Raw genomic sequence first — 22,672 nt, 5'->3', positions numbered from 1 at the left:
TTCTGTAAATGAAAAAAATTATTATTTTAATTTTCGGTGTCTTTTGCTCTTCAGCTATAGCACAGATTCCACCTCCTCCTATTTCCAGATCTTCAACAACTTCTAATGGACTTGCCATCAATACAAGAAAAAGTACATTAATTGAAAAACGAACAACTCCTTTAGGCAAGTTTAAGAACTTAAATATTCAGAAAATTGTAACGAAAGATGTCTCTGATAATTCATCAGAAAGCCTTCTTGGAATCATGTATGAATATGAAACATTTGATGAAATTTCAAGGAAAACGCTTACAATTGATAAAAACGAGCTGGGTAAATTAATTCAGTCACTTCAGACTTTAGAACAAAAAGAGAATGAAAAAACGAATATTGAAGCCAAGTATAAGTTCGTCACAAGAAATAATATTGAATTCGGAAGTGTTTATCATGAAAGCCTAAACAATCGGGCTAATTATATAAAAATGCCTTCAAACAATTACAGTCAGAATTTAATTGAATATAATAGAGAAGAATTAAAGGAATTGTTGAGAATTTTAAAAACCGCCGAGCTTGAGCTCTAAAAGCTTCTGCTAAAAGTTACATTACCAAACCTTACAGGCTTTTGAAGCCTATAAGGTTTAGTAATGTTAATGATTAATTCAATCCCTGAATTGATCCAAAACCTCCAGAATATTCTGATAAACAAAATCTAATTCTTCAGCAGAAATACAGTAAGGAGGCACCAGATACAATACATTACCCAGTGGACGCATAATAATTCCTCTCTGTAAAAATTCATGATAAAGTTTCTTTCCAATCTCATTAAAATAAGAGGTTCCGTGTCCGGTTTTAAAATCAAAAGCCAAAATAGTTCCTATCTGGCGGGCATTTTCTACCTGAGGATGGAAAGAAAGAACTTTTACAAACTCAGCGTGCTGTTCAGTAATTCGCTGTACAGTCATTTGGGTTTCTTCTTTAAGTAATATTTCCATACTGGCCAGAGCAGCTGTACAGGCTAAGGGGTTAGCGGTAAAAGAATGCCCGTGAAAAAGGGTTTTATGATGGTCATCAGACAGAAAGGCATTATAAATACCATTGGAACAGGTAGTGACTCCCATTGGCATTGTTCCTCCTGTTAATCCTTTTGAAAAACACATAATATCCGGTTTTTCACTAAGATGATTGGCGGCAAATAACTTTCCTGTTCTTCCAAATCCTGTAAAAACTTCATCCTGAATCATGAGAATATCATATTCTCTGCATATTCTCATCAGACTATTCAGATTTTCTGCCTCATACATCAGCATACCGGCTGCTCCCTGAACTAAAGGCTCATAAATAATACAAGCCACTTCATCGGCTAATTCTTTAATCTGAAATCGTAAGCTTTCTATATTCTCCGCATTGGGGATGTCAATAAAGATGACTTCAAACAGCATACTTTCAAAAGGCTGCGTCCAATAACTTTTCCCACTTACAGACATAGCTCCGAAAGTATCTCCATGATACGCGTTTTTAAAAGCCAGAATTTTAGTCTTCTTTTTTTCATGATTGTGAGCATATTGAATACACATTTTCAAAGCCACTTCCACGGCGGTAGAACCATTATCAGAATAAAAAACTTTTTCCTGGTTAGCCGGCAGCAACTTCAGTAAGTTTTCCGAAAGCTGCACCGCAGGCTTATGGGTAAAACCTGCAAAAATAACCTGCTCTACCGTGTTTAACTGTTCGAAAACACGTTGTGCAATATAAGGATGGGAATGCCCATGTAAAGTCACCCACCATGAAGAAACCACATCCATATATTTTTTCCCTTCTTCGTCATAAAGGTAGATTCCTTTTCCTCGTACAATAGGAATGATACTGTCTGCAGTCTTCATTTGGGTGTACGGATGCCAGTTGACGGCTTTATCTCTGTCCTGAAGACTGGTTGATATTATTGTATTCATATGTTGATCTAAAATGTATTATGAGTTTTGGATCTTAATCTGAAATAGTAATAAATTGTTTACTCAAGCAAATGCCTTTTTAGACGAATATTATACTGTCCGATCTTATTATTTCACGAGAAACTGTGTTAAAGAATCAGGAAGTTAATCTACAGATTAACAGAATAACAATCTCAACAGCAAACTCACAATACATTTTAAAATACTCATGATTAAAATCCAAAAACCCATAATTTATTATTTATAATTCCTGATTATCTAGCAGCAAACTTCTTTTTTCATCATTGGCTTAAGACCAAGAGTATTCAGCATCTGCATATCTTCAGAAACTCCCGGGTTAGGAGTCACCAACAACGTTTCTCTTTCACCGGTGAAAATAGAATTGGCCCCTGCCATAAAGCACCATGCCTGTTCCGTTTCATTCATTTCAATTCGTCCGGCACTTAGTCTTACCATAGAAGAAGGCATTACAATTCTTGCTGTAGCAATCATTCTTACCATTTCCCAGGCATCTACTTTTTCATTATCTTCCAATGGGGTACCTTCTACCCTTGCCAATGCATTGATGGGAACAGATTCCGGGTGTCTGGGCATCGTTGCCAGGGTTAAAAGCATTGAAATTCTGTCTCTGTGCGTTTCTCCCAATCCGATAATTCCTCCGGAGCATACTGTGATTCCTGCTTTTCGTACATTGTTGATCGTATTGATTCTGTTATCGAATGTTCTGGTGGAAATGATTTCTTCATAATATTGTTCCGAAGTATCAAGGTTATGGTTGTAGGCATATAATCCAGCCTCCTGAAGCCTTACAGCCTGCTCTTCGGTAAGCATTCCCAGAGTACAGCATACTTCCAAACCTAATTCATTCACTCCTTTTACCATATCAATTACCCTGTCAAAATCACGATTATTACGGACTTCACGCCATGCTGCTGCCATACAGAAACGGGATGAGCCGCTATCCTTAGCTTTTTGAGCGTGTGCAATTACAGTTTCTGTAGGCAGCAAAGCCTGTACTTTAATATTAGTATGATATCTGGCAGCCTGTCCGCAATAAGAACAGTCTTCCGGACATCCTCCGGTTTTGATTGATAATAAGGTGGAAATCTGTACTTCAGAAGGATCATGCCATTCCCTGTGTACAGTGGCTGCTTTATAAATCAATTCCATAAGAGGTAAATGGTAAATTTCCTCAATCTCTTCTTTGGTCCAGTTATTCCTAATTTCTGTTTTTTGATCCATTATCATAATTTTGTTATTGTTAATTGCTTTGCAGCAGCTTTTATATATTTTTTATCAGTGCTTTCAACTTCGGGAATCCTGATTATTTTTGTTTCTTTTCCAATGAAGCCGCAGATCACTCTTTCAGTGTCCTCAGGAAAGCTTCCATTAAGAATCAGATATTCTAATTTTATATTCCTTTGCCTTAAAGCCATGATTGACAGCAAACTGTGATTGATACATCCTAAATAATCCCTCACAACAAGCCCAGCAGGAAGATTTAATTTTTCTATCAAATCAATCATGAAGCTGTTATCAGAAAGTGGAACCATCAAGCCTCCGGCTCCTTCTACAATCAAAGGGCGATCTGTCTCAGGAAGCTGAAAATCATCAAGATTGATCTGTACATTTTCTGCCCGTGCAGATTGATGAGGAGATGCCGCCAATTTCAGACGACAGGTTTCCGGATAGCATTTTGTACTGTCTGTCCAGGCTTCAAGCTTGTGACTGTCTGTATAATGAAGATCTCCTGACTGTACAGGTTTCCAGTAATCTGCTTTAAAGTATTGAACCAAAACAGCCGAACAAACGGTTTTTCCTATTTCAGTTCCTATTCCTGTTATAAATAATTTCATATGGGGTACGTAATGTATGATCCAAGTTTCGGGATTTATGCGATATTCTTAAAAAAGCAAATCCGTTCTTCCTCTTTTTTATTTGTCTTATTACTTTAAATAAATTTGCCAATAATCTTAGTGAGTCTTACAATTTCATCCTCTGTATTGAAGCTATGAAGGCATATTCTAAGTCTTTCAGTCCCTTCTTTTACGGTCGGGCTGTAAATTGGATATGTTAAAAAATTTTCTTCCGATAAAGCATTTTGTACTTCTTTCAGCTTCTGGTTATCCGGGATCATAATTGCCTGAACAGGACTTTTTTTTGAAGACGGAGATCCCAAATTCTGATTCCGAAATGTTTTAATATTTTTCTGAAGCGTTTCTGACGGCTCTTTATCAGATTCTAAAAATTCATATCCGGCTTTAATGCTCATCCATTGAAAATCATGCGCAGAAGTACTGTAAATGAAAGATGATGCAAAATTGACCAGGTATGACTTGATCACTTCATTACAAAGTATAACAGCCCCATGTGATCCCAATGCTTTTCCGTAGGTCACAACAACTGCTGCAATCTGTTCCTGAAGCTGATATTGATCGATCAATCCATATCCGAAAATGCCAAAAGCATGAGCTTCATCTACAATCAGACTTGCTCCATATGTCTTAGCAAGTGAAGCCATTTCTGAAACAGGAGCAAAATCTCCTTCCATCGAATAAAGGCTCTCAATAGCAATGTAACAATGTCCTTTCTGTCTTTTCAATTTGCTTTCCAGGTCTTCGGGATCATTATGTCTGAACTTTAATTTTCTGGCATTTGATAATCTGCACCCATCATGTACAGAACGGTGAATCTGCTCATCCACGATGATCGTATCATGACGGCCGGGCAGAGTAGAAAACAAAGCCAGATTCGCGTTATAACCGGACGGAAAAAGTAAAGCAGCCGGAAACTGATGCTGGTCAGCGATAAACTTTTCCGTAAGCCCCGCTGTAATGCTATTTCCACTAATCAGCCTTGAACCTGTACTTCCTGAAAGCCAGTGAGGATTCTCCGTAACTTTTCGAAGCAATACATTCTGAAGATCTTTATTTCTGGCCAATCCCAGATAATCATTAGAATAAAAATCTATTCCCGCTGGCTGAACCTTTAAACTCCTTAATATGCCCTGTTCTTTCCGTTTATCAAGAGATATTTGGAAATTTTCAATGGTATTAAGCATAATTGAATTGAGTTACCTCCTCTTTAATCGCATTGATCCATTGTTCGTGCAATTCTTTTTCAATGGTCAGAATATGATCTGCATGGCTTTTCCAGTCTGCTGAAAATTCATTAAGCTGATTGATCATTTCTTCCAGATGGCCTTCTTCTTCGAGAATTATAGATTTTACCATGATTTTTGAAGATTCTTTGGTCAAAACATCCTGATACACGGGATATAATTCATCAGCACGCACTTCGATGGCATAGGTTACAAAAAGGTAGGCCGCATATTTTAAATCTTCCTTATTCAGCTGGAAGGCCTTTTGAAGATATCTGCAGGCCTTGACATCTAAAGAATGAAGATATTGACGAGTAGCTGTAGGAGCAAGAAGTTCCTGACTTTCGTATGTTTTGCAAAGTTCTTCATCTATTTTTCCAATCTGTTTTTTTAAATAATAGGCATGACGATGTTCTTCTGCAGCGTGCTTCAACTGAATCTGGGTTACCAGAACCGGATGTTCACATTTTGATATTTTTCTGGCTCCGGCATTTTCCATAAAAGAAAGCGTATTCAGCCATTTTGCATGAGTGCTCCCTTCCTGCACAATCTTTTCTAAGAGGTGTTGAAATTCCATAGACTTTTATTTTGATGTCAAAAGTAGTATATTGCCGGATGGTTACATGGTGCCAGTTTTGATATTATGGATAGTCCGGTTAGAATTCCTTATGAAAGTTTTATAAAAATTGACAGAACATCTGAAACGTCAATTTATCTGCAGATAGCCAATCAGCTGGTTAATGCCATTCAGAGAGGCGTTTTACCCTTTGCAACGAAGCTTCCCGGGACACGTACATTCAGTGATATGCTCGATATTCATAGAAATACAGCAGTGGCAGTATATGATGAATTATCAGCTCAGGGCTGGACGGAGAGTCTGCCGAATAAAGGAACGTTCATCATTGGAAAAGAACAGGAAAAACCTGTTAAAGTTCATGACTTTGAACAAAACAACCTTCAAAACTATCCAAAAAACACTGGTTTTTCATTTAAAACATCAAATATCCTTGATAATCCGTTTGAACATTCAGACTGCGAATTTGTATTTAATGACGGGGTACCGGATATCAGGCTCACTCAGATCGGACAGCACTCCCGGTTTTACAGCTCTATTCTTAAGCGTAAATCTCATCAAAAAATATCCGGCCATTACAACCATGATGGAAGTGAATTTTTCAAAGAACATTTATCCAGATACCTGAATTTATCACGTGGACTACCTATTTCTAAAAATAACCTATTGATCACCAGAAGTACAGAAATGAGTATTTATATTGTTTCCGAAATCCTTCTTTCTCCCGGTGACGTAGTTCTCGTAGGAGCATTAAGTTACTTTTCGGTGAATATGATCTTCATGAAAGCGGGTGTTAATATGGTCTCAATTCCTATAGATGAAGAGGGAATTATTGTAGAAAATGTACGGGAAGCGTGCAAAAAGCAGAAGATAAGGATGCTTTATCTTACTCCCCACCACCACTATCCTACTACTGTTGCCCTAAGTGCCCAAAGAAGACTGGAACTTCTGGAGCTTGCCCATGAATATGGATTTATCATTCTTGAAGACGATTATGATTATGAATTTCATTATGATAAAAGCCCGATTCTCCCTCTAGCGAGTGCAGATACCAATGGAATGGTTATCTATATAGGATCTTTCGGAAAATCATTGGCTCCAGGCTTCAGAACCGGCTTTATTGTAGCACCTGAAAATCTGATGGCAGAAATGAGGAAATATCTTGGAATCATCGACAGACAAGGAGATATTCTGATGGAAAGGGCCCTTGGCGAAATGATTTCTGAAGGAGAAATAAATCGTTATCTGAAAAAATCATTAAAGGTATATCAGGAAAGACGGGATTATCTCAGCAATTTACTACAGGAAAACTTAGGTGATTTCATTTCTTTTCAAAAACCTTCCGGAGGTCTGGCCATCTGGCTGGAATGGAATATTCCTGTCAACCTGATGCAGCTCAGCCGCAATTGTGCCAGTGAGAATCTTTTTATTCCAAAAACGCTGCTTTATCAGAATAAAAACCTGACTGCCATGAGATTAGGATTTGGAGATCTTAATGCCGGTGAAATGGAAAAAAGTGTTGAGATTTTTTCAAAAAATTCAAAATGGTTTGCCTAGCTTATCATTTTGGGGATTTCTTTAGTCTTCATTTTGATGCTTTTTTAGCCTTTTCTACCCTTCTTAATATTACATTTTCGTTAATTCTGAAGTTCGTTACATTTATTTTTGTCTCATTTTGAGACTTGAAAAAAATTAATTGTACCGCATAAATCTTGATAAAAGAGGTCTTCTGTTTGTGACTTATTATCGCCGTACTCACATTGGTTTGAAATATGTGATAAAAATCATGGTTATTTTTTACTCAATAATATTCTATATTTACTCCACTATTTTTAATTGTTCTAAATAAATGAAACGACAATTTGCACTTTCAGTCATTCTACTGACTGCCCTTACTGCACATACTTCTGCTCAAAGCAAGCAGGACAGTATTACCACAAAAGATATTAACGAAGTTATTCTGGTATCTTCACGTTCTCCGAAACAAATCAGCGATATTCCGGGAACGGTCTGGATCATTGGGGAAAAAGAACTCCAGACACAAATCAGAGGCGGTGCCGGGTTGAAAGAGGTATTGGGAAATATGATTCCCGGTTTTGATTTTGGAAATCAGGGAAGGACCAATTATGCTCAGAATATGAGAGGAAGAAATGTTTTGGTAATGCTCAACGGGGTTTCACTGAACAGTACCAGAGCTGCCAGCAGACAGTTTGACGCAATAGATCCTTTTAATATCGAAAGAATTGAGGTTTTATCCGGTGCATCGGCCATCTACGGTGGAGATTCTACGGGAGGGATCATCAACATTATCACCAAAAAACCAACCTCAAATAAACTGGCTTTCGAAACTTCTGCGGGGCTTAAAACAGGTTTTAATAAAGATGATCTGGATAAAAGAATTGCACAGTCAATTGAAGGTGGAAGTGATAAGGTAAAATTCAGACTCGGAGCTGCCTTCACTCAAAATGAAGGTGCTTTTGACGCGGATGGAAATCAAATCATTACGGATGTGAAACAGGCTGACTATCAGTACAACAGATCTATTGATCTTTTAGGAAGCCTGAGTGTCAAATTAAGTCCTGATCAGGATATAAGTGTAGATCTTCAATATTATAACTCAAAGGTCAGAAATAAAAAATGGCTTTCTTTTGGTTCTGGCTTCGCTGGATTTACCACTAAAAATCCGGATCTTATCAATGTACTTGGAGGGGCTGATTCTGATGTAGTACCCCGTACAGAGCGTTTCATGGCTAATTTACAGTATAGTCTGCGTAATATTTTAGGAGGTCACAATTTACTTGTTCAGGCTTACGGAAGACGTGAGGAAGCTGATTTCGGGGCTTCTTTTGCAGAGATTCCAAAGCCTCCGGCAGGTGTTGTTCTTCCGGTATTTCTTTCTTCAGGAAGAGGAAATACTGATGTATACGGAGCCAAAGCTGTTTTGTCAAAAAAATGGAACGCTTTTAATTTTACTTACGGAACAGATTTAGATTTTGAAAATTTCAACGGTGATCAGGCAATTTTCAATCCAAAAATAAGCAGTGAATCCGGTGGACTGATCAATAAAGCAGATGCTTTTGTAGGAAGATATCCGGATACCAGAATATTCACTCTGGCAGGTTTTATTCAGGCTGACTGGAACATTACAAAACAGCTTACTTTATCCGGAGGGGTAAGACAGCAGTTCATCAATGTAAAGCTTGATGATTTTGTTGGATTTAAAGAGCAGGTTTATATGCATTTCGGATATGGAAATTCCGCAGATGTTGTAAAAGGAGGAAAAAACAATTACGACGTTACGCTGCTGAATGGAAGTTTACTTTATAAATTCACTCCTGCATGGCAGACCTGGTTTAGCTTTTCACAAGGGTTTGCGGTTCCGGATGCTGCAAAATCTTATGGTTTTGGAAAATATCAGCTGGACAATAACCGCTGGAATCTTTTAAACAGTATGAATATCGCCGAACAGCCGTTAAGCGGAATCAAGACAGACCAGATAGAGCTCGGGTTCAGACATAACAGAACGTCTGAGGCTGGATTATACGCACAGGGCTCTTTTTTCTATGCGCTATCCAGTAAAACTTTAAAAATAGATAATGCCGCATTTACGGTTTCTCTTCTTGATCAGAAGCTCAGAAATTACGGTTTTGAAGGAGCGGTAGGATACCGTTTTGCTCAGGGACTTGAATTGGGAGGAAATCTTCTGCTTATGCAGTCTGAAACCCAAACAGTAGATAAAGGCTGGCAAAATCAGTCCGTATATACCACCAACCCTTCCAAGTTCATGGTTTTCACAGGTTGGAATGCGAAAAGATTCTCACTGAGATTACAAATGCAAAACTCAATGAACTACACAGATCTGGCAGACATGAAAATCAACGGCTATACCCTGTTTGATTTTGTAGGAGATGTAAAACTCAATAAGGGAACCATCAACTTCGGGGTACAGAATATTTTCAATAAGCAATATACAACCATTTGGGGGCAGCGTTCAGAATTTTTCTATGGTGCTCCTCAGAAAGCATTTGCTTATCAGGGCCGCGGAACAACGTTTTCTGTAGGTTACACGATTAATTATTAATTTCTTATCATATTACTATTTTGATCTATTTTAAGCCACAAATCAAATATTTGACGAAGTCAAAATTTATAAAAACCTTATCAAACAAAAATCTTTTAAGGGATGAAGATCAAGAATTTGACACAGTGGTTTAAAGTATATCAGTTTTTAAATTCATACATCAAAATTTACCATTAGAGAGTAAAAGAACACTAATTCACCTTATCTATGAATACAGCTATTACCGAGCAGATTGTGTCGGAAAAGGATACTCTTTTCCCAAATCTGGAAAATTTATTCTGTGATATAAACATTCACGAATATCAGAGTGCGATGCATAGAACACAGCAGAGTGTCATTGCATTTTTAGAGGATACCCGCCGGCCTTTCAGTGGTGTTTCGCCCAAAGAGCTGAGGAAGCAGTTTGAATATATAGACCTTAATTCTCCTCCTATAAGCTACGAAGAGCTGTTTGATGAGGTAAACGATCTCTATACACAACACGCAGTTGCCTTCCATCATCCTAAATATGTAGCCCACCTCAATTGTCCGGTAGTGATACCTGCTGTTGCAGCAGAAGCAATGATCAGCTCCATCAATTCTTCCCTGGATACCTGGGATCAGAGTGCCGGAGGAACTCTGATGGAACAGAAACTTATTGAATGGACCTGCAGTGAGATAGGTTTTGATCAATATTCAGACGGAATCTTTACCAGCGGAGGCTCTCAAAGCAATCTGATGGGAATGCTTTTGGCAAGAGATCATTTTTCTGTTAAATATTTAAATCATAACATTAAGAAAGACGGACTTCCTATAGAAGCACACCGATTCAGGATTTTTGTTTCTGAAGCCGCTCATTTCAGTATTCAGAAAAGCGCGTCCATGTTAGGTCTTGGCGAACAGGCTGTTATTAAAATAAAAACAGATCGTTCTTTCAGGATGAACAGTGTATTGCTGGAAGATGCAATAAGAAAGGAAATTGAAAACGGAAACATTCCTATCGCCGTTGTAGCCACTGCCGGAACTACGGATTTTGGAAATGTAGATCCTCTGATCAGTATCGCAGGGATCGCCAAAAAACATAATCTCTGGTTTCATGTAGATGCAGCCTACGGATGTGCATTGCTTTTGACAGAAAAGCACCGTCATCTGATCAATGGAATTGAAGAAGCAGATTCTGTAACAGTAGATTATCATAAAGCTTTTTTCCAGCCGGTAAGCAGCAGCGGATTTTTGGTAAAGGATAAAAACTATTTCAGACTTATCACCCATTATGCTGACTATCTGAATCCTAAGGATCATGATGAAGATGAAATTCCCAACCAGGTTAATAAATCGATCCAGACCACAAGACGATTTGACGCACTGAAACTTTGGTTCACCCTGAGAATTATTGGTAAAAAAGGACTGGGAACTTATATAGACAGGATTATCAAGACTGCCTGTGAAGCAGTTGAAGCTCTGGAAAATGACCCTCATTTTGAACTTCTAAACTCTTCTGATATTTCAGCATTAGTTTTCCGTTATTCTGCAGACCCCTTTAAAACTTTTGACCTGAACAGGATCAATACATACATCAAATCACAACTCTATAAACACGGAAATGCACTTACGGCAGGAACTAAAGTAAACGGACAGTTTTATCTGAAGTTTACCATCCTTAATCCTCTTACCACCATTGAAGACATTAAATCTATACTTAACATCATTAAAAAATACGGAAATGAATACATTGAAGTCAACTAATATATCAGAATACGCAGAAAAGATAAACTACACGTCGCTTATCAACTGCTACATGAAAGAATTTACAAACTGGAGCCGTTACCTTGGTATTCCTAAATATGATGAAGCAATCTCTGCCTATCTTAAAGAAACGCCAACGAATCTTCACATCAGAATCGACTTTTCTTCTATAGGATGTGACGTTTATATTCCTGTTGCCTATTTTTCTGAGAGCGGAAGACACCTTTTTGATTTTCCGGTATTGATGAGAGATCTGAATACGGACGAAGTTTCAGAATTGAATGTTTACGGCTTTATGACTCTTACGGCAGAATATTCAAAAGAGCTTCATCCGGGCATCGATGCTTCCAATGTTCTGGAAAGATTAAATAACAGTATTGACAATCTGACGGAATATCTCTATCATTCGATACATACGAAAAAGCCGATCAATGATTTGGAAATGTCTTTCATTGAAGCTGAGCAGTCTCTTATTTTAGGACATATTCTTCATCCGGTTCCAAAATCGAAACAGGGGTTTAACGGTGAAGACCTATTGAAGTATTCTCCTGAGACTTCCGGAAGATTTCAATTATTTTATTTCCTTGTGAATCCGGAAAATATGATTGAAAAAAATGCCGACGGAGAGCTTGTAAGCAAAGAACTTGGTGAAAAAATCTATCCGGTTCTAAATCCTGAGCACAAGAAACTTTGGGATCAGCATCCTGAATATCATATTCTACCTATGCACCCTTGGGAAGCTGATTATCTGCTAGGTCAGGAAAATGTACAGATTATGGAGGAACAGGGCGTCCTTTTTGCACTGGGACATTACGGAGAATACTTCACTCCTACTTCCTCGGTAAGAACGGTATACAGTGAAGACAACAAATGGATGTTTAAGTTTTCTCTGCATGTAAAAATCACCAACTCTGAGAGGATCAATCTGTACCCGGAACTTCATCGCGGTTATGATATCAGCAGGCTTCTGAAGACAGATTGGGGTACCAATCTACAGAGAGATTTTCCGGAAATAGACTTTATGGTTGATCCCGCTTTTATGGCTGTTACCTTTAATGGAAAGGTCATCAACGGATTCAATATCAGCATCAGAAGAAATCCTTTTCAGGGAGAGAACAAAAATAAAAATGTAACTCTTTTAGCTGCTTTATGCCAGGACGGAATTCTTGGAAAACCTTCAAGACTACAAAACATTATTACAACTACCGCTGAAAAACTGGGCCAATCTGTAGAAAAGATTGCTGTAGAATGGTTTAAACAATATCTTCACCTTTGTGTAAGACCTATTGTAAGAATCCTGAATACTTACGGACTTGCCTGTGAATTCCACCAGCAAAATGTAATGATAGAGCTTGATAAAAACGGATTTCCTGCGAAAATTTACTTCAGAGACAATCAGGGATTCTTCTTCAGAGAAGGAAGAAAAGAACTGGTTTCCGACGCTCTTCCGGGAATAGCAGATGAAAGTCAATCGATTATCGATGAAGAATCTCTTGCACCAAAGTACACTTATTATCTGGTCACCAACAATATCTTAGGAGTGGTTAACGCTTTAGGATGCAACAGGTTAGCGGATGAGAAAAAATTGATCAACCTGGTATACAAAGCCTTCAAAGAGCTTGAAAATGAAGACGAAACAGGGCTGGTAAGCTATATTACCAACAAAAGAAACTGGTATACTAAAGGAAATCTGATCACCAGCTTACAGAATATCAATGAGGCAGATGAGTCTCTGGAATATCCGGCTGTTTTTCTTGATACGCCTAACCCTCTTACCAAATATTTCTACAGTCATCAGTTGATTAAGCCTTCTACAACTGAAACCGTGTATTCCCGTCATTTTGAGGATGAAAATCTAACCATCAGCATCAGGCCTTTCGATATTGAAAATGATTTTGAAATGATCCATGAATGGTTCAATATGGAACACGCAAAACCTTACTGGAAAATGGATGGTCCGAAAAGAGATCTCGAACTTTGGTTCAGAACAATTCTTCCAAGTGATGAGCAACACAGCTTTATCGGAGAAATAAACGGTATACCACAGTTCAGCTTTGAGCCTTACTGGCCAATGAGAGACATTGTAGGGGCTTATTATGATTCCCTTCCTACAGATTACGGAACCCACTTCTTTGTTGCAGAAACCCATAAGGATAAAAAATATTCTTTTGAATCCTTCCAGGTGGCGTTAGATTATATTTTCTCTCTTCCGGAAGTTGGAAAATGCATTGGTGAAGCTTCTGTAGAGGCTGTTCCTACTGACAGGCTGATCACCAAGCTAGGGTATACAAGAGAAGGAATCATTACCATGCCTCATAAAACAGCTTATCTTACTTTCTGCACCCGTGAAAATTACTGGGAAAAATGCCCGGAAAGTAAATTGGAGGCAAATAATGCATAATTGATTGAAAAGGCTTTCAAAAAAATAATGATCAGGCTTCGACTCTGTTCAGCCTGACTGTAATCAAAAAAATTACATGAAAAGAGTCGAAGTTTTTACTAAGAATTTATAAAATAGAATACATTGGAAAATAATAAAACATATGATATTATCGGGATCGGGATTGGTCCTTTCAACCTTGGATTGGCAGCTCTTCTTGATCCTGTAGAAAGTATTTCTGCCCTGTTTCTGGATCAGGCGGATGGTTTTGACTGGCATCCAGGGCTGATGCTTGATAATGCAACATTACAGGTTCCTTTTATGGCAGATCTGGTAACAATGGCTGACCCGAAAAGCAAATACAGCTTTCTCAACTTTTTGAAAGAAACAGATCGTCTGTACAAATTTTATATAAGGGAAGATTTTTTTATTTTAAGAAAAGAATATAATTTATACTGTCAGTGGGCTGCTAATCAGCTGCAGAGCTGTTTGTTTGGAAAAAAAGTAGAAAGTATTGCCTATAACGAAGCTGAACAGGTATTTATCATTGATGTACTGGATCTTAAGAATAATGATGTTAAAAAATATCAGACTAAAAAGATTGTATTGGGAACGGGTACACAGCCAAGCCTGCCGGCATTTATGCAGGATAAAGACTTCCCAAATGTTATTCATACTTCAGAATACCTGAATAATAAGGAGAATATACTTAATGCAAATTCCGTTTCCATTATAGGTTCCGGGCAGAGTGCTGCAGAAATTTTCCAGGATCTTCTTCCGGAAACGGAAAATGGTTTTTTCATGAGCTGGTTTACAAGACCGGACCGATTTTTCCCAATGGAATATTCCAAATTAACTCTGGAATTAACTTCACCTGAATATGTAGATCATTTTTATAATATGCCTGCTTCACAACGTAAGGCAGTTCTTGCCAAGCAGCCACCACTATATAAAGGGATCAACTTTGAGCTTATCAATGATATTTTCGACACATTGTACGGAATGAGTGTAGGAAACACACCTTTAAACGTAGCACTAAAACCTAGCTGCCAACTGGATAACATCCTTCCTGAAGGAAATTCTTACGCATTGAATTTTACACATATACAGGATAATACCACATTTACACATATTTCAGATTATATAATCCTCGCAACAGGTTACAAATACAAAGAGCCGAAGTTCTTAAAAGGAATAGAAAACCTTATCCAGAGAACTGAAGAAGGGCTATTTGAAGTAAGCCGTTATTACACGGTAGATCAGGCAGAAAATATTTTTGTGCAGAATGTAGAACTTCACACCCATGGTTTTGTAACACCGGATCTTGGGATGGGAGCCTACAGAAATGCACTGATCATTAATGCTATTACCGGAAGAGAAATTTATAAAATGGAAAAAAGAATTGCTTTTCAGGAGTTTAATACCCAAAAAACATGGACCGCAAAACATTCATCTTAGAAGGTGATATGAAAAAGGTCATGTGGGAAACCTCATGGCCTGCCGTTGCGGCTATCGTTCTCTATGGAATCAACAATTTTCTGGATGCCATTTTTGTAGGATATCTTATCAATACTCAGGCACTAGCTGCTGTAGGAATGGCCTATCCCCTTTCTCAGATTGTTTTGGGCTTTGGAAGGCTCGCCGGGACCGGAGCAGGAGCGGCAGTCAGCATCTGGATAGGAGAAAATAATAAAGATAAGCTTTATCGGTTATTTGGAAGCTTTAATGTCCTGTGTATCTGCTTTTCAATTTTATGTACCGTCCCTGCTTATATCTATGCCCATGAATTAATGGCAATGATGGGCGCAAAAGGAAATCTCCAGAATATTGCTGTAGAATATTTCCGGGTTACCCTTATCGGAACCGTTTTCTGGATTTACGGTTTAGCATTGAATATGCTGGTAAGAGCGGAAGGAAAAATGAAAACTGCAGCGTCAATGATCACCGTGGGACTTATTATTGATATTATCCTAAAACCTGTCTTTATCTCTGTATTCGGATGGGGAGTGGCCGGAGCTGCATGGGCTACCAACTGCGGCATGCTGATTTATTCTCTATTAGGATTTTATTATTATGCTAAAGGAAAAAGCTCTTTTTCTACCAACTGGAAATCCCTCTCTTATGATAAAAATATTGGAAAAAGAATTGTAAAACTGGGCCTTCCGGAGATGATATTATCAGTAATGGGAGTCATTCAGAGCATTATTATTTTTAATGCTATTGCTGCCTATGGAACAGAAAGGGATATTTCCTTTTTTACGGTTCTGAACAGGCTTTTCCTCTTTCTGATGACCCCTTTATTTGGATTGATGAGAGGTTTGCAGCCTGTGGTAGGAATGAATTTTGGGGCCGGACAATATAACAGGGCCAAAAAATTCCTCAGAACCTATATCCTGGCAGGAGTAGGTATTCTTTCCCCCTTCTTTCTGGTTGCTCTAGTTTTCCCGGAACAGTTGATTGGCCTGATGCTTCCCGGTTATTCTGCCGAATACCATCAAATTATTGATTTCAGATTGTTCTTTTCAGTATTGCCTTTACTTCCTGTTACCGTGCTGGCTCTCTCCTATTATCCGGCCGTCAACCAGAGTAAGAAAGCCAGCTTTCTGGTTTTCTTCCGTCAGATTATTCTTTATATTCCTTTGATGCTGATTTTACCGCATTACTTTGGAATTAAAAGTATTTATTGGGGAAGCGCGATGATAGAATTAACAGTAGGAATTGTTACTTTATTTTTACTTAAGAATTATAAAACCAAGTTAAATAAAGCTATAATTGAAACTTCATAAAAACGTGTAATACAGCAATATAATCAAAGTCACATAAAAGTCTTATTTTACTAAAAACTCTGGAATTAATTTTTCCGGAGTTTTGTTTTTCTTAGGTTTTCGCTAAAGCTTATCATTCTGAAAATATACAGAAGATTTCTATTCAATAAAAACGGACTAAAGTCCGTTTTACTAAAAAATTAGAATTCCATAGGCTTTAGCCGAAACTTACAAATACAGTGTTTCGTAACATCAGATTACATAAATCTCCTGATTTTACATCAGAAACAAAACCCTCATCTGTACTGTATGAGGGTTTTATAATTTATTGTTTAAAAAATCGGTCAAATAACGCCAGTTGTTCTGATAATGACCTGCTCCAGTATTCGGTAACGTGTCCTCCCAGAGATTCCGTGTACAGATGCTGAATTTTCTGTTCCGTCAGCTTCTTATGAAAATTCCTGTTCATGGCAATCATTTGGGTGTCGTCTGTACCACAGTCAAAAATATACTGCTGTCCTGCCGCGGCCATAAGTTTTATTTTATTATCAGTAAGAAAATTGGGATTGATAGACTCTAATGGTCCAGCTACTTTATTAACCATGTATTTCTGATACCCTTCTCCAAATACATTGAAATCCAATGCACCACAAGAACTTCCCACAATTCCAAATGTTTTATTGTAAGTTACCCCGATGTTTGTAGCACCATAGCCGCCCATACTCCAGCCCAAAATACCTCTGTATTTTTTTTCAGCTTTCACAGGATAGTTCTTATCAATGAATTCTACCAGTTCTTTTCCTATAAAAGTCTGATATTGTGAATCCTTGATAATTGGACTATCCAGATACCATGAGCTGTAATTTCCGTCCGGCAAAACATAAATGGTTTTGTTCTGCTGAGCTTTCTGAACAAGATCCGGAATATCCTGTTTGATAATTCTATCCGGATTTCCACTGAAACCATGAAGAATGTACACCGATGGATACGTTGTATTGGCTTGAAGATTAGGAGTGATAATAATGGTTTTGATCTTTTTATTCATTTTCGGACTGAAAATTTCCTGATGAATAATTTTTTGTGCTGAAAACTGTGCAAAAGCAGTCAGAACAAATAGAATGTTGATTAACTTTTTCATGCTTGAAATATTTAATTAATGATGAGCATAGCATCAGAGTACATCTTCTATAAATTTAAGCTGTTTTTGTTTTAAATAAAAGAGTTTTATAAATTTTAACCTAAAGATTCACGAATATATAATGGTTAAGAATACAATCAGATATGACTGATTAAAAAGGACCTCTATACATCATCTCTGTAGTTAAAAATTTATACTTTGATCTTATGACGTGACAAAGGTCCGTTGAAAAAAACAGAAACGCCTCAACATATGTTGAAGCGTTTGTTAATTTATTTCCTTTTTTATGCGGCTAAGCTGTGTAGGAGTAATCCCCAGATAGGAAGCAATATGATGCTGTTTTAATCTTTTATAAAGGGATTCGTTTTCAAGGAGCTGTAAATACCGTTTCTTTGCTGTTTCATATTTCAAAGAAACTTCCAGCGGTTCTTTTTTTACCACCCAGTTTTTTTCTAAATAATGAATTTGAAAAAGAGCCAGATCATGGTGTTTTGTAAGCAGATCTCTATAGGCTTTTACGGGATATTGTATTACTGAACAGTCTTCAAGAGCAATAATATTAAAATCACTGGGCTCATTTTTAATAATGGCAGCCGTAGAAGCTACAAAACTGTTTTCTTCAAAGAAAATTTTATAAATAGTATCTCCATCGTGATCTGTTGTATAATATCCTATCAGCCCTGATTTTATAAAATAATAATACCTTGCCATATTCCCGGCTTCCAGAAGAAGCTCATTTTTCACATATCTTTCTTCTGTACAAATATCCATCAGGTCTTTAACCGTTTCATCGGATAGCGGATAATACTGATTAAGCTGCTTCAAAAATTCAGAGTTGTTCATGATGGGAAATTGAATGTCATTTTTAATCCAACATTTTCTTCATCATAAGATCCGTCTGTTCCTCCTCACCTAGCCTGAAAATATGTTTATCAAATTCAATAAAGCCATTTTTCCTGTAAAAATTTAAAGCCCTTAGATTCTCTTCCCAAACTCCCAGCCATACATAAGATTTTTTAAAACTTTGAGCGGTTTCCAGTGCCTGATTGTACAAAAGCTGGCCTACCTTTTTACCATGATGACTTTTCTTTACATAAATCCTTTCAATTTCAAGACTCGTCTCGTCCTGCAATTCCGTCTGGGCATTCCCTATATTCATTTTCAGATATCCTACAGGATTGTCCTCTTCCCAGGCAATATAAAAATGAGAGTCCGGATTGTTTAGCTCTGATTTTACCTTTTCCGCATTAAAGCTTTCTTCCAGGTATTTTTTCATGGCTTCTGCAGAATTGTCTTTTGCAAACGTTTCAGAAAAAGTCTGTATCCCCAGATCACGGATAATTTCTACATCTTCAGATAAAGCTTTATTGATAATAATGGATGTCATGACTGTCAGATTTTATGAAAATAATATTTTTTTAAATGCTTCAGAAGCCAGATGTACCTGTACACTCCAATCGTCCGCCGCGTCACTTCCTGCATCATCAGAGATATACTTTAAACATAGAAACGGAATATTTTCCTTCCTGGCAATCAGTGCCAGCGGATATGCTTCCATATCTACGATATTATAATCTGTTTCGGTATGATTCATTTCAAAACTGTCGCCGCTTCCACAGGTCCCTTCTTTCAAAGTATCCATTTTAAGACCATATTCAAGTACAGGAGGAACTCCGGATAAAGGGGTTTCATATAATTTAAATCCAAGGCCCCTTACATTCATATCTCTCTGGATAAATTTTGTGCAGCATACCACTTCTCCTTTATGAAATCCTTTACTCCCTGCAGAGCCTAAATTGACAATCAGTTTCGGTCTCCTTGCGTGAATTTCTTTGGTCAGTTCAATAGCTGCATTCACCTTTCCGATCCCTGTGATCAATTTGTTTTTCCCTTCAAACACTGTTCCTGCTTCTGAATCCAATGCAAAAACAAAAAGAGTGTCTGCAATAGGATAATGGAGCTCATTATTAATTTTTATCATTGAAAAAATGGATTTGTATCTACTTAGCGGTTTCTACAAAGATAAGAGAGATATTATAAACAATCAATCCCAAATAAAAAAATAAAACCCCAAAACGGTTTCATTTGTTCTGGGGTTAAAGATTAAATACTGCATCCGTCAGCATCGCAGGAAGCACCGCTTCCACCGGAAAGATCCTTGAAAGGACTTACGGTTTCATTATACGTCTGCTGAAGCGCATTTTCAAACACTTCTACCGGCTGGGCTCCGGAAACTGCATATTTACCGTTGAGCACAAAAAATGGTACGCCGGAAACGCCATTATTTCTTGCTTCCATAATATCCTGATTCACTTCGTAGTCCAATTGATCGGAAGTAACAGCCTGCATAGCTTCTTCTTTATCAATTCCTACATTTTCAGCAAGAGAAACCAATACTTCAGCATCACCTACATTTTTACCGTCAATAAAATGAGCAATAAATAAAGCTTCTTCCATCTCATTCGATTTGTGATGCTTTTTTGCTAGATGAAGCAGTCTGTGAGCACTAAAGGTATTTGTAATCAAAGCTTTTTCAAAATTAAAGTCAATTCCGGCTCCTTTTCCCATTTGGGCAACCTGGCTGATCATTTGTGAAGCCTGAGCTTCAGGAAAACCTTTCTTTTCTTTAAAATATTCCATTGTATTCTGAGTTTTACCAGGATCTAAAGTTGGGTCCAGCTGAAAGCTCTTCCACTCTACTTCTACCTGATCTTTAAATGGCAGTTTGTCTAAAGCCTGTTCAAAATTATTTTTTCCGATATAGCAAAACGGACACATTACGTCCGACCAGATTTCTATTTTCATTGTATTTTATATTAAATTCTAGGCTACAAATTTACGACATTTTTTTAATGTAATAAAATTTATTACAGTTTAAATTTAACAAGGAGCTAACTGCTGATTGCGCTTTTCAAATATGCTTCTTAAAATCATCATTAAAAAAGCAAGAAGCCCGAAAACTAAACCAATCCATGGAGTGTATTCTGCTCCTTTTGTAACAATGATCCAACCGCCAATTGTGGTCCCTAAGGTAACTCCGAGATTTCCAAATGATGTAGCCAGACTGTTGGCAAACTCCAGTGCACCAGGAGCTGAAGAAATCATATACGTAGATGCATTCAGGAAACTTGGTGAGTAAAGAAAACCCCAAATACCTATCACTAGAATGGTAGCCCAAAGGTTTCCGTCAGAAATATAAAAGAGTATCGGTATCAAAATCGTTCCCGAAAGGAAAAAAGCAGTCGTCCCTGCTACATTTTTATTGAGCATCTTGCCAGCAGTCCAGTTCGCCACAATTCCTATAATTCCGAACAGGAAAAGCATATAACTGATCATTGAAGTATCCATTCCTTTTGCTTTACTCAGATAATCAGCGAAATAACTGTAGGTAGAAAACCAGGCTGTAATCATAAAAAAATTAGTCAGCGTACTGAAAATAAATACAGGCTTTTTCAGAATATTGATCTGGCTTCCATAGGATTTTTTTTCTTTTACCGGAATAGAAGGCAGCATCAGCTGAATAATAATTAAGGCTATTAAACTTACCGCTGTCTGCACCATAAAAGAATATTCCCAGGAATAAAGCCCTGATATCCATGTCGCAAAAGGAACCGTAGTTACCATAGCAATTGTTACCCCATTGAAAACGATACTCATCAGTTCATTTTTCTTATTTTCATCTGCCTGAGCTACTGCCACAGACAAAGCGGTGGCAATGTAAACAGGCTGTAAAAATGCAGGAAGAATCCTTACCAGCATCAACAGCCAGAAAGGCGGTGAAAAGGAGGAAACAATCCCTGTAATCAGAAACATAAATAAGGATGCTGTCATTATTTTCTTCCGGTCAATTCCCGAAGTCAATAAGGTCATAAAAGGACCTGTAAGAGCAATCACCAATGCAAAGGCACTTAAAAGATAACCTGCTTTGTCAATACTGATCTTATAATACTCTGCAACCTGTGGCAGAATTCCGATAATCCCGAATTCTGTGGTAATAACAGCAATGAATCCAAGGCATCCAATATAGGCGAATGTTTTCATTATTGATGTTTTTTGACATTTTCAAAATTCTGATGGACAAACAGAGACATCTCATCTATTGCGGTCTGCACTTCATCCAGTACATCTCCCATATGCATAAACCCGTGAATCATATCTTTATAAAAACTTGTTTTGAGAGGTATTCCGGCATTTTTCATATTCCCAGAAAGCTGTTTCCCGTCGTCAAGCAACGGATCATGTTCAGCCAGGATGACCAAAGTGGGTGGTGTTTCTTTAAAATCTTTTATCAAAACAGGGATAGCAAGAGGATTATCAATCTCTTCTTCGGGAAGATATGAATTCCATGCTTCCACACCGCCCTGCCTGTTGAGAACCGGGCCGTTTTCATAGGTTTCCCAGGTTCCTGTATTGAGCTTATTATCCGCCGCAGGGTAAATTAATACCTGAAATTTAAAATCTTTCCCCATTTGGGTAGAGACCGCTGTTGCAAGAGCTCCGCCTGCACTGTCACCTATAATGCCTATTTTATTTTGATCAATTCCCAGAACTTCTGCGTTATCTACGATCCATTTTACAGTATCCAAACAATCATTCAAACCTGCCGGAAACGGATGTTCAGGAGCTAAACGGTAGTCTGCAAAAACAATTACAGATCCTGTTTTATTGGCTAATTTACGAACTACCGCATCATGGGTTTCATAACCTCCCGCAATAAACCATCCGCCATGGATATAAATAATAACAGATGATTTCTCAGCATTCATTCCTTTAGGGCGGTAAATACGAACAGGAATCCGGTGATTTTCTTTTGGAATACTGACTTCTTCAATCATAGCTACCGGCTCTTTTTTTCCACTGAGCTGGAAAGACATTGTTTCAAGATATTTCCGCATTCCATCTAATGGATTCTGAGCATTGAACGGCTGTATTTTATCTAAATGATCTAATATCTGGGTAACCTTGGATGTTAACTGCATTT

At 37.7% G+C, this 22,672-nt stretch carries 19 protein-coding genes; 7 read left to right on the top strand and 12 right to left on the bottom strand.

What is annotated here, in order from left to right; translation table 11 throughout:
* Nucleotides 1-8 precede the first annotated feature (8 nt).
* Nucleotides 9-560: a hypothetical protein gene (locus LF887_RS11490; RefSeq protein ID WP_236859327.1), complete on the top strand. Its 552-nt coding sequence runs from the start codon at nucleotides 9-11 to the stop codon at nucleotides 558-560.
* Nucleotides 561-638: 78 nt separating this feature from the next.
* Here the strand turns inward: LF887_RS11490 and bioA are convergent, their stop codons facing one another.
* The 5 genes from bioA to LF887_RS11465 form a co-directional block, all read right to left on the bottom strand.
* Entirely contained in the window at nucleotides 639-1,928 is a 1,290-nt protein-coding gene (gene bioA, locus LF887_RS11485) for an adenosylmethionine--8-amino-7-oxononanoate transaminase (protein WP_236859326.1), read from the bottom strand.
* A 258-nt stretch (nucleotides 1,929-2,186) separates the two neighbouring features.
* Nucleotides 2,187-3,170: a biotin synthase BioB gene (bioB, locus tag LF887_RS11480; RefSeq protein ID WP_236859325.1), complete on the bottom strand. Its 984-nt coding sequence runs from the start codon at nucleotides 3,168-3,170 to the stop codon at nucleotides 2,187-2,189.
* Nucleotides 3,171-3,172: 2 nt separating this feature from the next.
* Nucleotides 3,173-3,784 (bottom strand): dethiobiotin synthase, encoded by a 612-nt coding sequence (gene bioD, locus LF887_RS11475; protein ID WP_236859324.1) that lies wholly within the window; start codon nucleotides 3,782-3,784, stop codon nucleotides 3,173-3,175.
* Nucleotides 3,785-3,879: 95 nt separating this feature from the next.
* On the bottom strand, nucleotides 3,880-4,989 hold the full coding sequence (locus tag LF887_RS11470; protein ID WP_236859323.1) for an aminotransferase class I/II-fold pyridoxal phosphate-dependent enzyme: 1,110 nt from the start codon (nucleotides 4,987-4,989) through the stop codon (nucleotides 3,880-3,882).
* A complete protein-coding gene (locus LF887_RS11465) occupies nucleotides 4,982-5,605 on the bottom strand; it encodes a hypothetical protein (RefSeq protein ID WP_236859322.1) in 624 nt (207 codons plus the stop codon). The genes LF887_RS11470 and LF887_RS11465 overlap by 8 nt, the downstream gene beginning before the upstream one ends.
* Nucleotides 5,606-5,671: 66 nt before the next feature.
* Here LF887_RS11465 and LF887_RS11460 point away from each other — a divergent pair, with 66 nt between their 5' ends.
* The 6 genes from LF887_RS11460 to LF887_RS11435 all read left to right on the top strand — a co-directional run bounded on the left by LF887_RS11460 (nucleotide 5,672) and on the right by LF887_RS11435 (nucleotide 16,574).
* Complete coding sequence (locus tag LF887_RS11460) at nucleotides 5,672-7,159, top strand: PLP-dependent aminotransferase family protein (RefSeq protein WP_236859321.1); 1,488 nt, start codon at nucleotides 5,672-5,674, stop codon at nucleotides 7,157-7,159.
* A gap of 292 nt (nucleotides 7,160-7,451) precedes the next feature.
* Nucleotides 7,452-9,683, top strand: coding sequence for a TonB-dependent receptor (locus LF887_RS11455; RefSeq protein ID WP_236859320.1), 2,232 nt, complete (start codon nucleotides 7,452-7,454; stop codon nucleotides 9,681-9,683).
* A 207-nt stretch (nucleotides 9,684-9,890) separates the two neighbouring features.
* Nucleotides 9,891-11,408 carry a pyridoxal phosphate-dependent decarboxylase family protein gene (locus LF887_RS11450; RefSeq protein ID WP_236859319.1) on the top strand — a complete coding sequence of 506 codons (1,518 nt, stop codon included), beginning with the start codon at nucleotides 9,891-9,893 and terminating at the stop codon, nucleotides 11,406-11,408.
* Nucleotides 11,386-13,809, top strand: a complete 2,424-nt coding sequence (locus LF887_RS11445; RefSeq protein ID WP_236859317.1) for a GNAT family N-acetyltransferase — start codon at nucleotides 11,386-11,388, stop codon at nucleotides 13,807-13,809. The genes LF887_RS11450 and LF887_RS11445 overlap by 23 nt, the downstream gene beginning before the upstream one ends.
* Before the next feature lie 123 nt (nucleotides 13,810-13,932).
* Nucleotides 13,933-15,246 carry a lysine N(6)-hydroxylase/L-ornithine N(5)-oxygenase family protein gene (locus LF887_RS11440; RefSeq protein WP_236859316.1) on the top strand — a complete coding sequence of 438 codons (1,314 nt, stop codon included), beginning with the start codon at nucleotides 13,933-13,935 and terminating at the stop codon, nucleotides 15,244-15,246.
* Complete coding sequence (locus tag LF887_RS11435; RefSeq protein WP_236859315.1) at nucleotides 15,222-16,574, top strand: MATE family efflux transporter; 1,353 nt, start codon at nucleotides 15,222-15,224, stop codon at nucleotides 16,572-16,574. The genes LF887_RS11440 and LF887_RS11435 overlap by 25 nt, the downstream gene beginning before the upstream one ends.
* A gap of 304 nt (nucleotides 16,575-16,878) precedes the next feature.
* Here LF887_RS11435 and LF887_RS11430 read toward each other — a convergent pair whose 3' ends face one another.
* From LF887_RS11430 to LF887_RS11400, 7 genes are all read right to left on the bottom strand, one after another.
* A complete protein-coding gene (locus LF887_RS11430; protein WP_236859314.1) occupies nucleotides 16,879-17,691 on the bottom strand; it encodes an alpha/beta hydrolase in 813 nt (270 codons plus the stop codon).
* Nucleotides 17,692-17,958: 267 nt separating this feature from the next.
* On the bottom strand, nucleotides 17,959-18,534 hold the full coding sequence (locus LF887_RS11425) for a Crp/Fnr family transcriptional regulator (protein ID WP_236859313.1): 576 nt from the start codon (nucleotides 18,532-18,534) through the stop codon (nucleotides 17,959-17,961).
* A gap of 22 nt (nucleotides 18,535-18,556) precedes the next feature.
* A complete protein-coding gene (locus LF887_RS11420) occupies nucleotides 18,557-19,078 on the bottom strand; it encodes a GNAT family N-acetyltransferase (protein ID WP_236859312.1) in 522 nt (173 codons plus the stop codon).
* A gap of 12 nt (nucleotides 19,079-19,090) precedes the next feature.
* Nucleotides 19,091-19,672, bottom strand: a complete 582-nt coding sequence (locus tag LF887_RS11415; protein WP_236859311.1) for a nucleosidase — start codon at nucleotides 19,670-19,672, stop codon at nucleotides 19,091-19,093.
* Nucleotides 19,673-19,794: 122 nt separating this feature from the next.
* Nucleotides 19,795-20,496, bottom strand: a complete 702-nt coding sequence (locus tag LF887_RS11410) for a DsbA family protein (RefSeq protein WP_236859310.1) — start codon at nucleotides 20,494-20,496, stop codon at nucleotides 19,795-19,797.
* Nucleotides 20,497-20,571: 75 nt separating this feature from the next.
* On the bottom strand, nucleotides 20,572-21,732 hold the full coding sequence (locus tag LF887_RS11405) for an MFS transporter (protein ID WP_236859309.1): 1,161 nt from the start codon (nucleotides 21,730-21,732) through the stop codon (nucleotides 20,572-20,574).
* Nucleotides 21,732-22,670, bottom strand: coding sequence for an alpha/beta hydrolase (locus LF887_RS11400; RefSeq protein WP_236859308.1), 939 nt, complete (start codon nucleotides 22,668-22,670; stop codon nucleotides 21,732-21,734). The genes LF887_RS11405 and LF887_RS11400 overlap by 1 nt, the downstream gene beginning before the upstream one ends.
* Between the last annotated feature and the right edge of the window lie 2 nt (nucleotides 22,671-22,672).

This window comes from Chryseobacterium sp. MEBOG06 (assembly GCF_021869765.1).
Classification (GTDB): domain Bacteria; phylum Bacteroidota; class Bacteroidia; order Flavobacteriales; family Weeksellaceae; genus Chryseobacterium.
This window is presented reverse-complemented; position numbering and strand designations above follow the sequence as displayed.

Excerpts from the sequence above, each read along its gene's own strand:
- LF887_RS11490 (WP_236859327.1), top strand. The coding sequence starts at position 9 with ATGAAAAAAATTATTATTTTAATTTTCGGTGTCTTTTGCTCTTCAGCT.
- bioA (WP_236859326.1), bottom strand. The coding sequence starts at position 1,928 with ATGAATACAATAATATCAACCAGTCTTCAGGACAGAGATAAAGCCGTC.
- bioB (WP_236859325.1), bottom strand. The coding sequence starts at position 3,170 with ATGGATCAAAAAACAGAAATTAGGAATAACTGGACCAAAGAAGAGATT.
- bioD (WP_236859324.1), bottom strand. The coding sequence starts at position 3,784 with ATGAAATTATTTATAACAGGAATAGGAACTGAAATAGGAAAAACCGTT.
- LF887_RS11470 (WP_236859323.1), bottom strand. The coding sequence starts at position 4,989 with ATGCTTAATACCATTGAAAATTTCCAAATATCTCTTGATAAACGGAAA.
- LF887_RS11465 (WP_236859322.1), bottom strand. The coding sequence starts at position 5,605 with ATGGAATTTCAACACCTCTTAGAAAAGATTGTGCAGGAAGGGAGCACT.
- LF887_RS11460 (WP_236859321.1), top strand. The coding sequence starts at position 5,672 with ATGGATAGTCCGGTTAGAATTCCTTATGAAAGTTTTATAAAAATTGAC.
- LF887_RS11455 (WP_236859320.1), top strand. The coding sequence starts at position 7,452 with ATGAAACGACAATTTGCACTTTCAGTCATTCTACTGACTGCCCTTACT.
- LF887_RS11450 (WP_236859319.1), top strand. The coding sequence starts at position 9,891 with ATGAATACAGCTATTACCGAGCAGATTGTGTCGGAAAAGGATACTCTT.
- LF887_RS11445 (WP_236859317.1), top strand. The coding sequence starts at position 11,386 with ATGAATACATTGAAGTCAACTAATATATCAGAATACGCAGAAAAGATA.
- LF887_RS11435 (WP_236859315.1), top strand. The coding sequence starts at position 15,222 with ATGGACCGCAAAACATTCATCTTAGAAGGTGATATGAAAAAGGTCATG.
- LF887_RS11430 (WP_236859314.1), bottom strand. The coding sequence starts at position 17,691 with ATGAAAAAGTTAATCAACATTCTATTTGTTCTGACTGCTTTTGCACAG.
- LF887_RS11425 (WP_236859313.1), bottom strand. The coding sequence starts at position 18,534 with ATGAACAACTCTGAATTTTTGAAGCAGCTTAATCAGTATTATCCGCTA.
- LF887_RS11420 (WP_236859312.1), bottom strand. The coding sequence starts at position 19,078 with ATGACATCCATTATTATCAATAAAGCTTTATCTGAAGATGTAGAAATT.
- LF887_RS11415 (WP_236859311.1), bottom strand. The coding sequence starts at position 19,672 with ATGATAAAAATTAATAATGAGCTCCATTATCCTATTGCAGACACTCTT.
- LF887_RS11410 (WP_236859310.1), bottom strand. The coding sequence starts at position 20,496 with ATGAAAATAGAAATCTGGTCGGACGTAATGTGTCCGTTTTGCTATATC.
- LF887_RS11405 (WP_236859309.1), bottom strand. The coding sequence starts at position 21,732 with ATGAAAACATTCGCCTATATTGGATGCCTTGGATTCATTGCTGTTATT.
- LF887_RS11400 (WP_236859308.1), bottom strand. The coding sequence starts at position 22,670 with ATGCAGTTAACATCCAAGGTTACCCAGATATTAGATCATTTAGATAAA.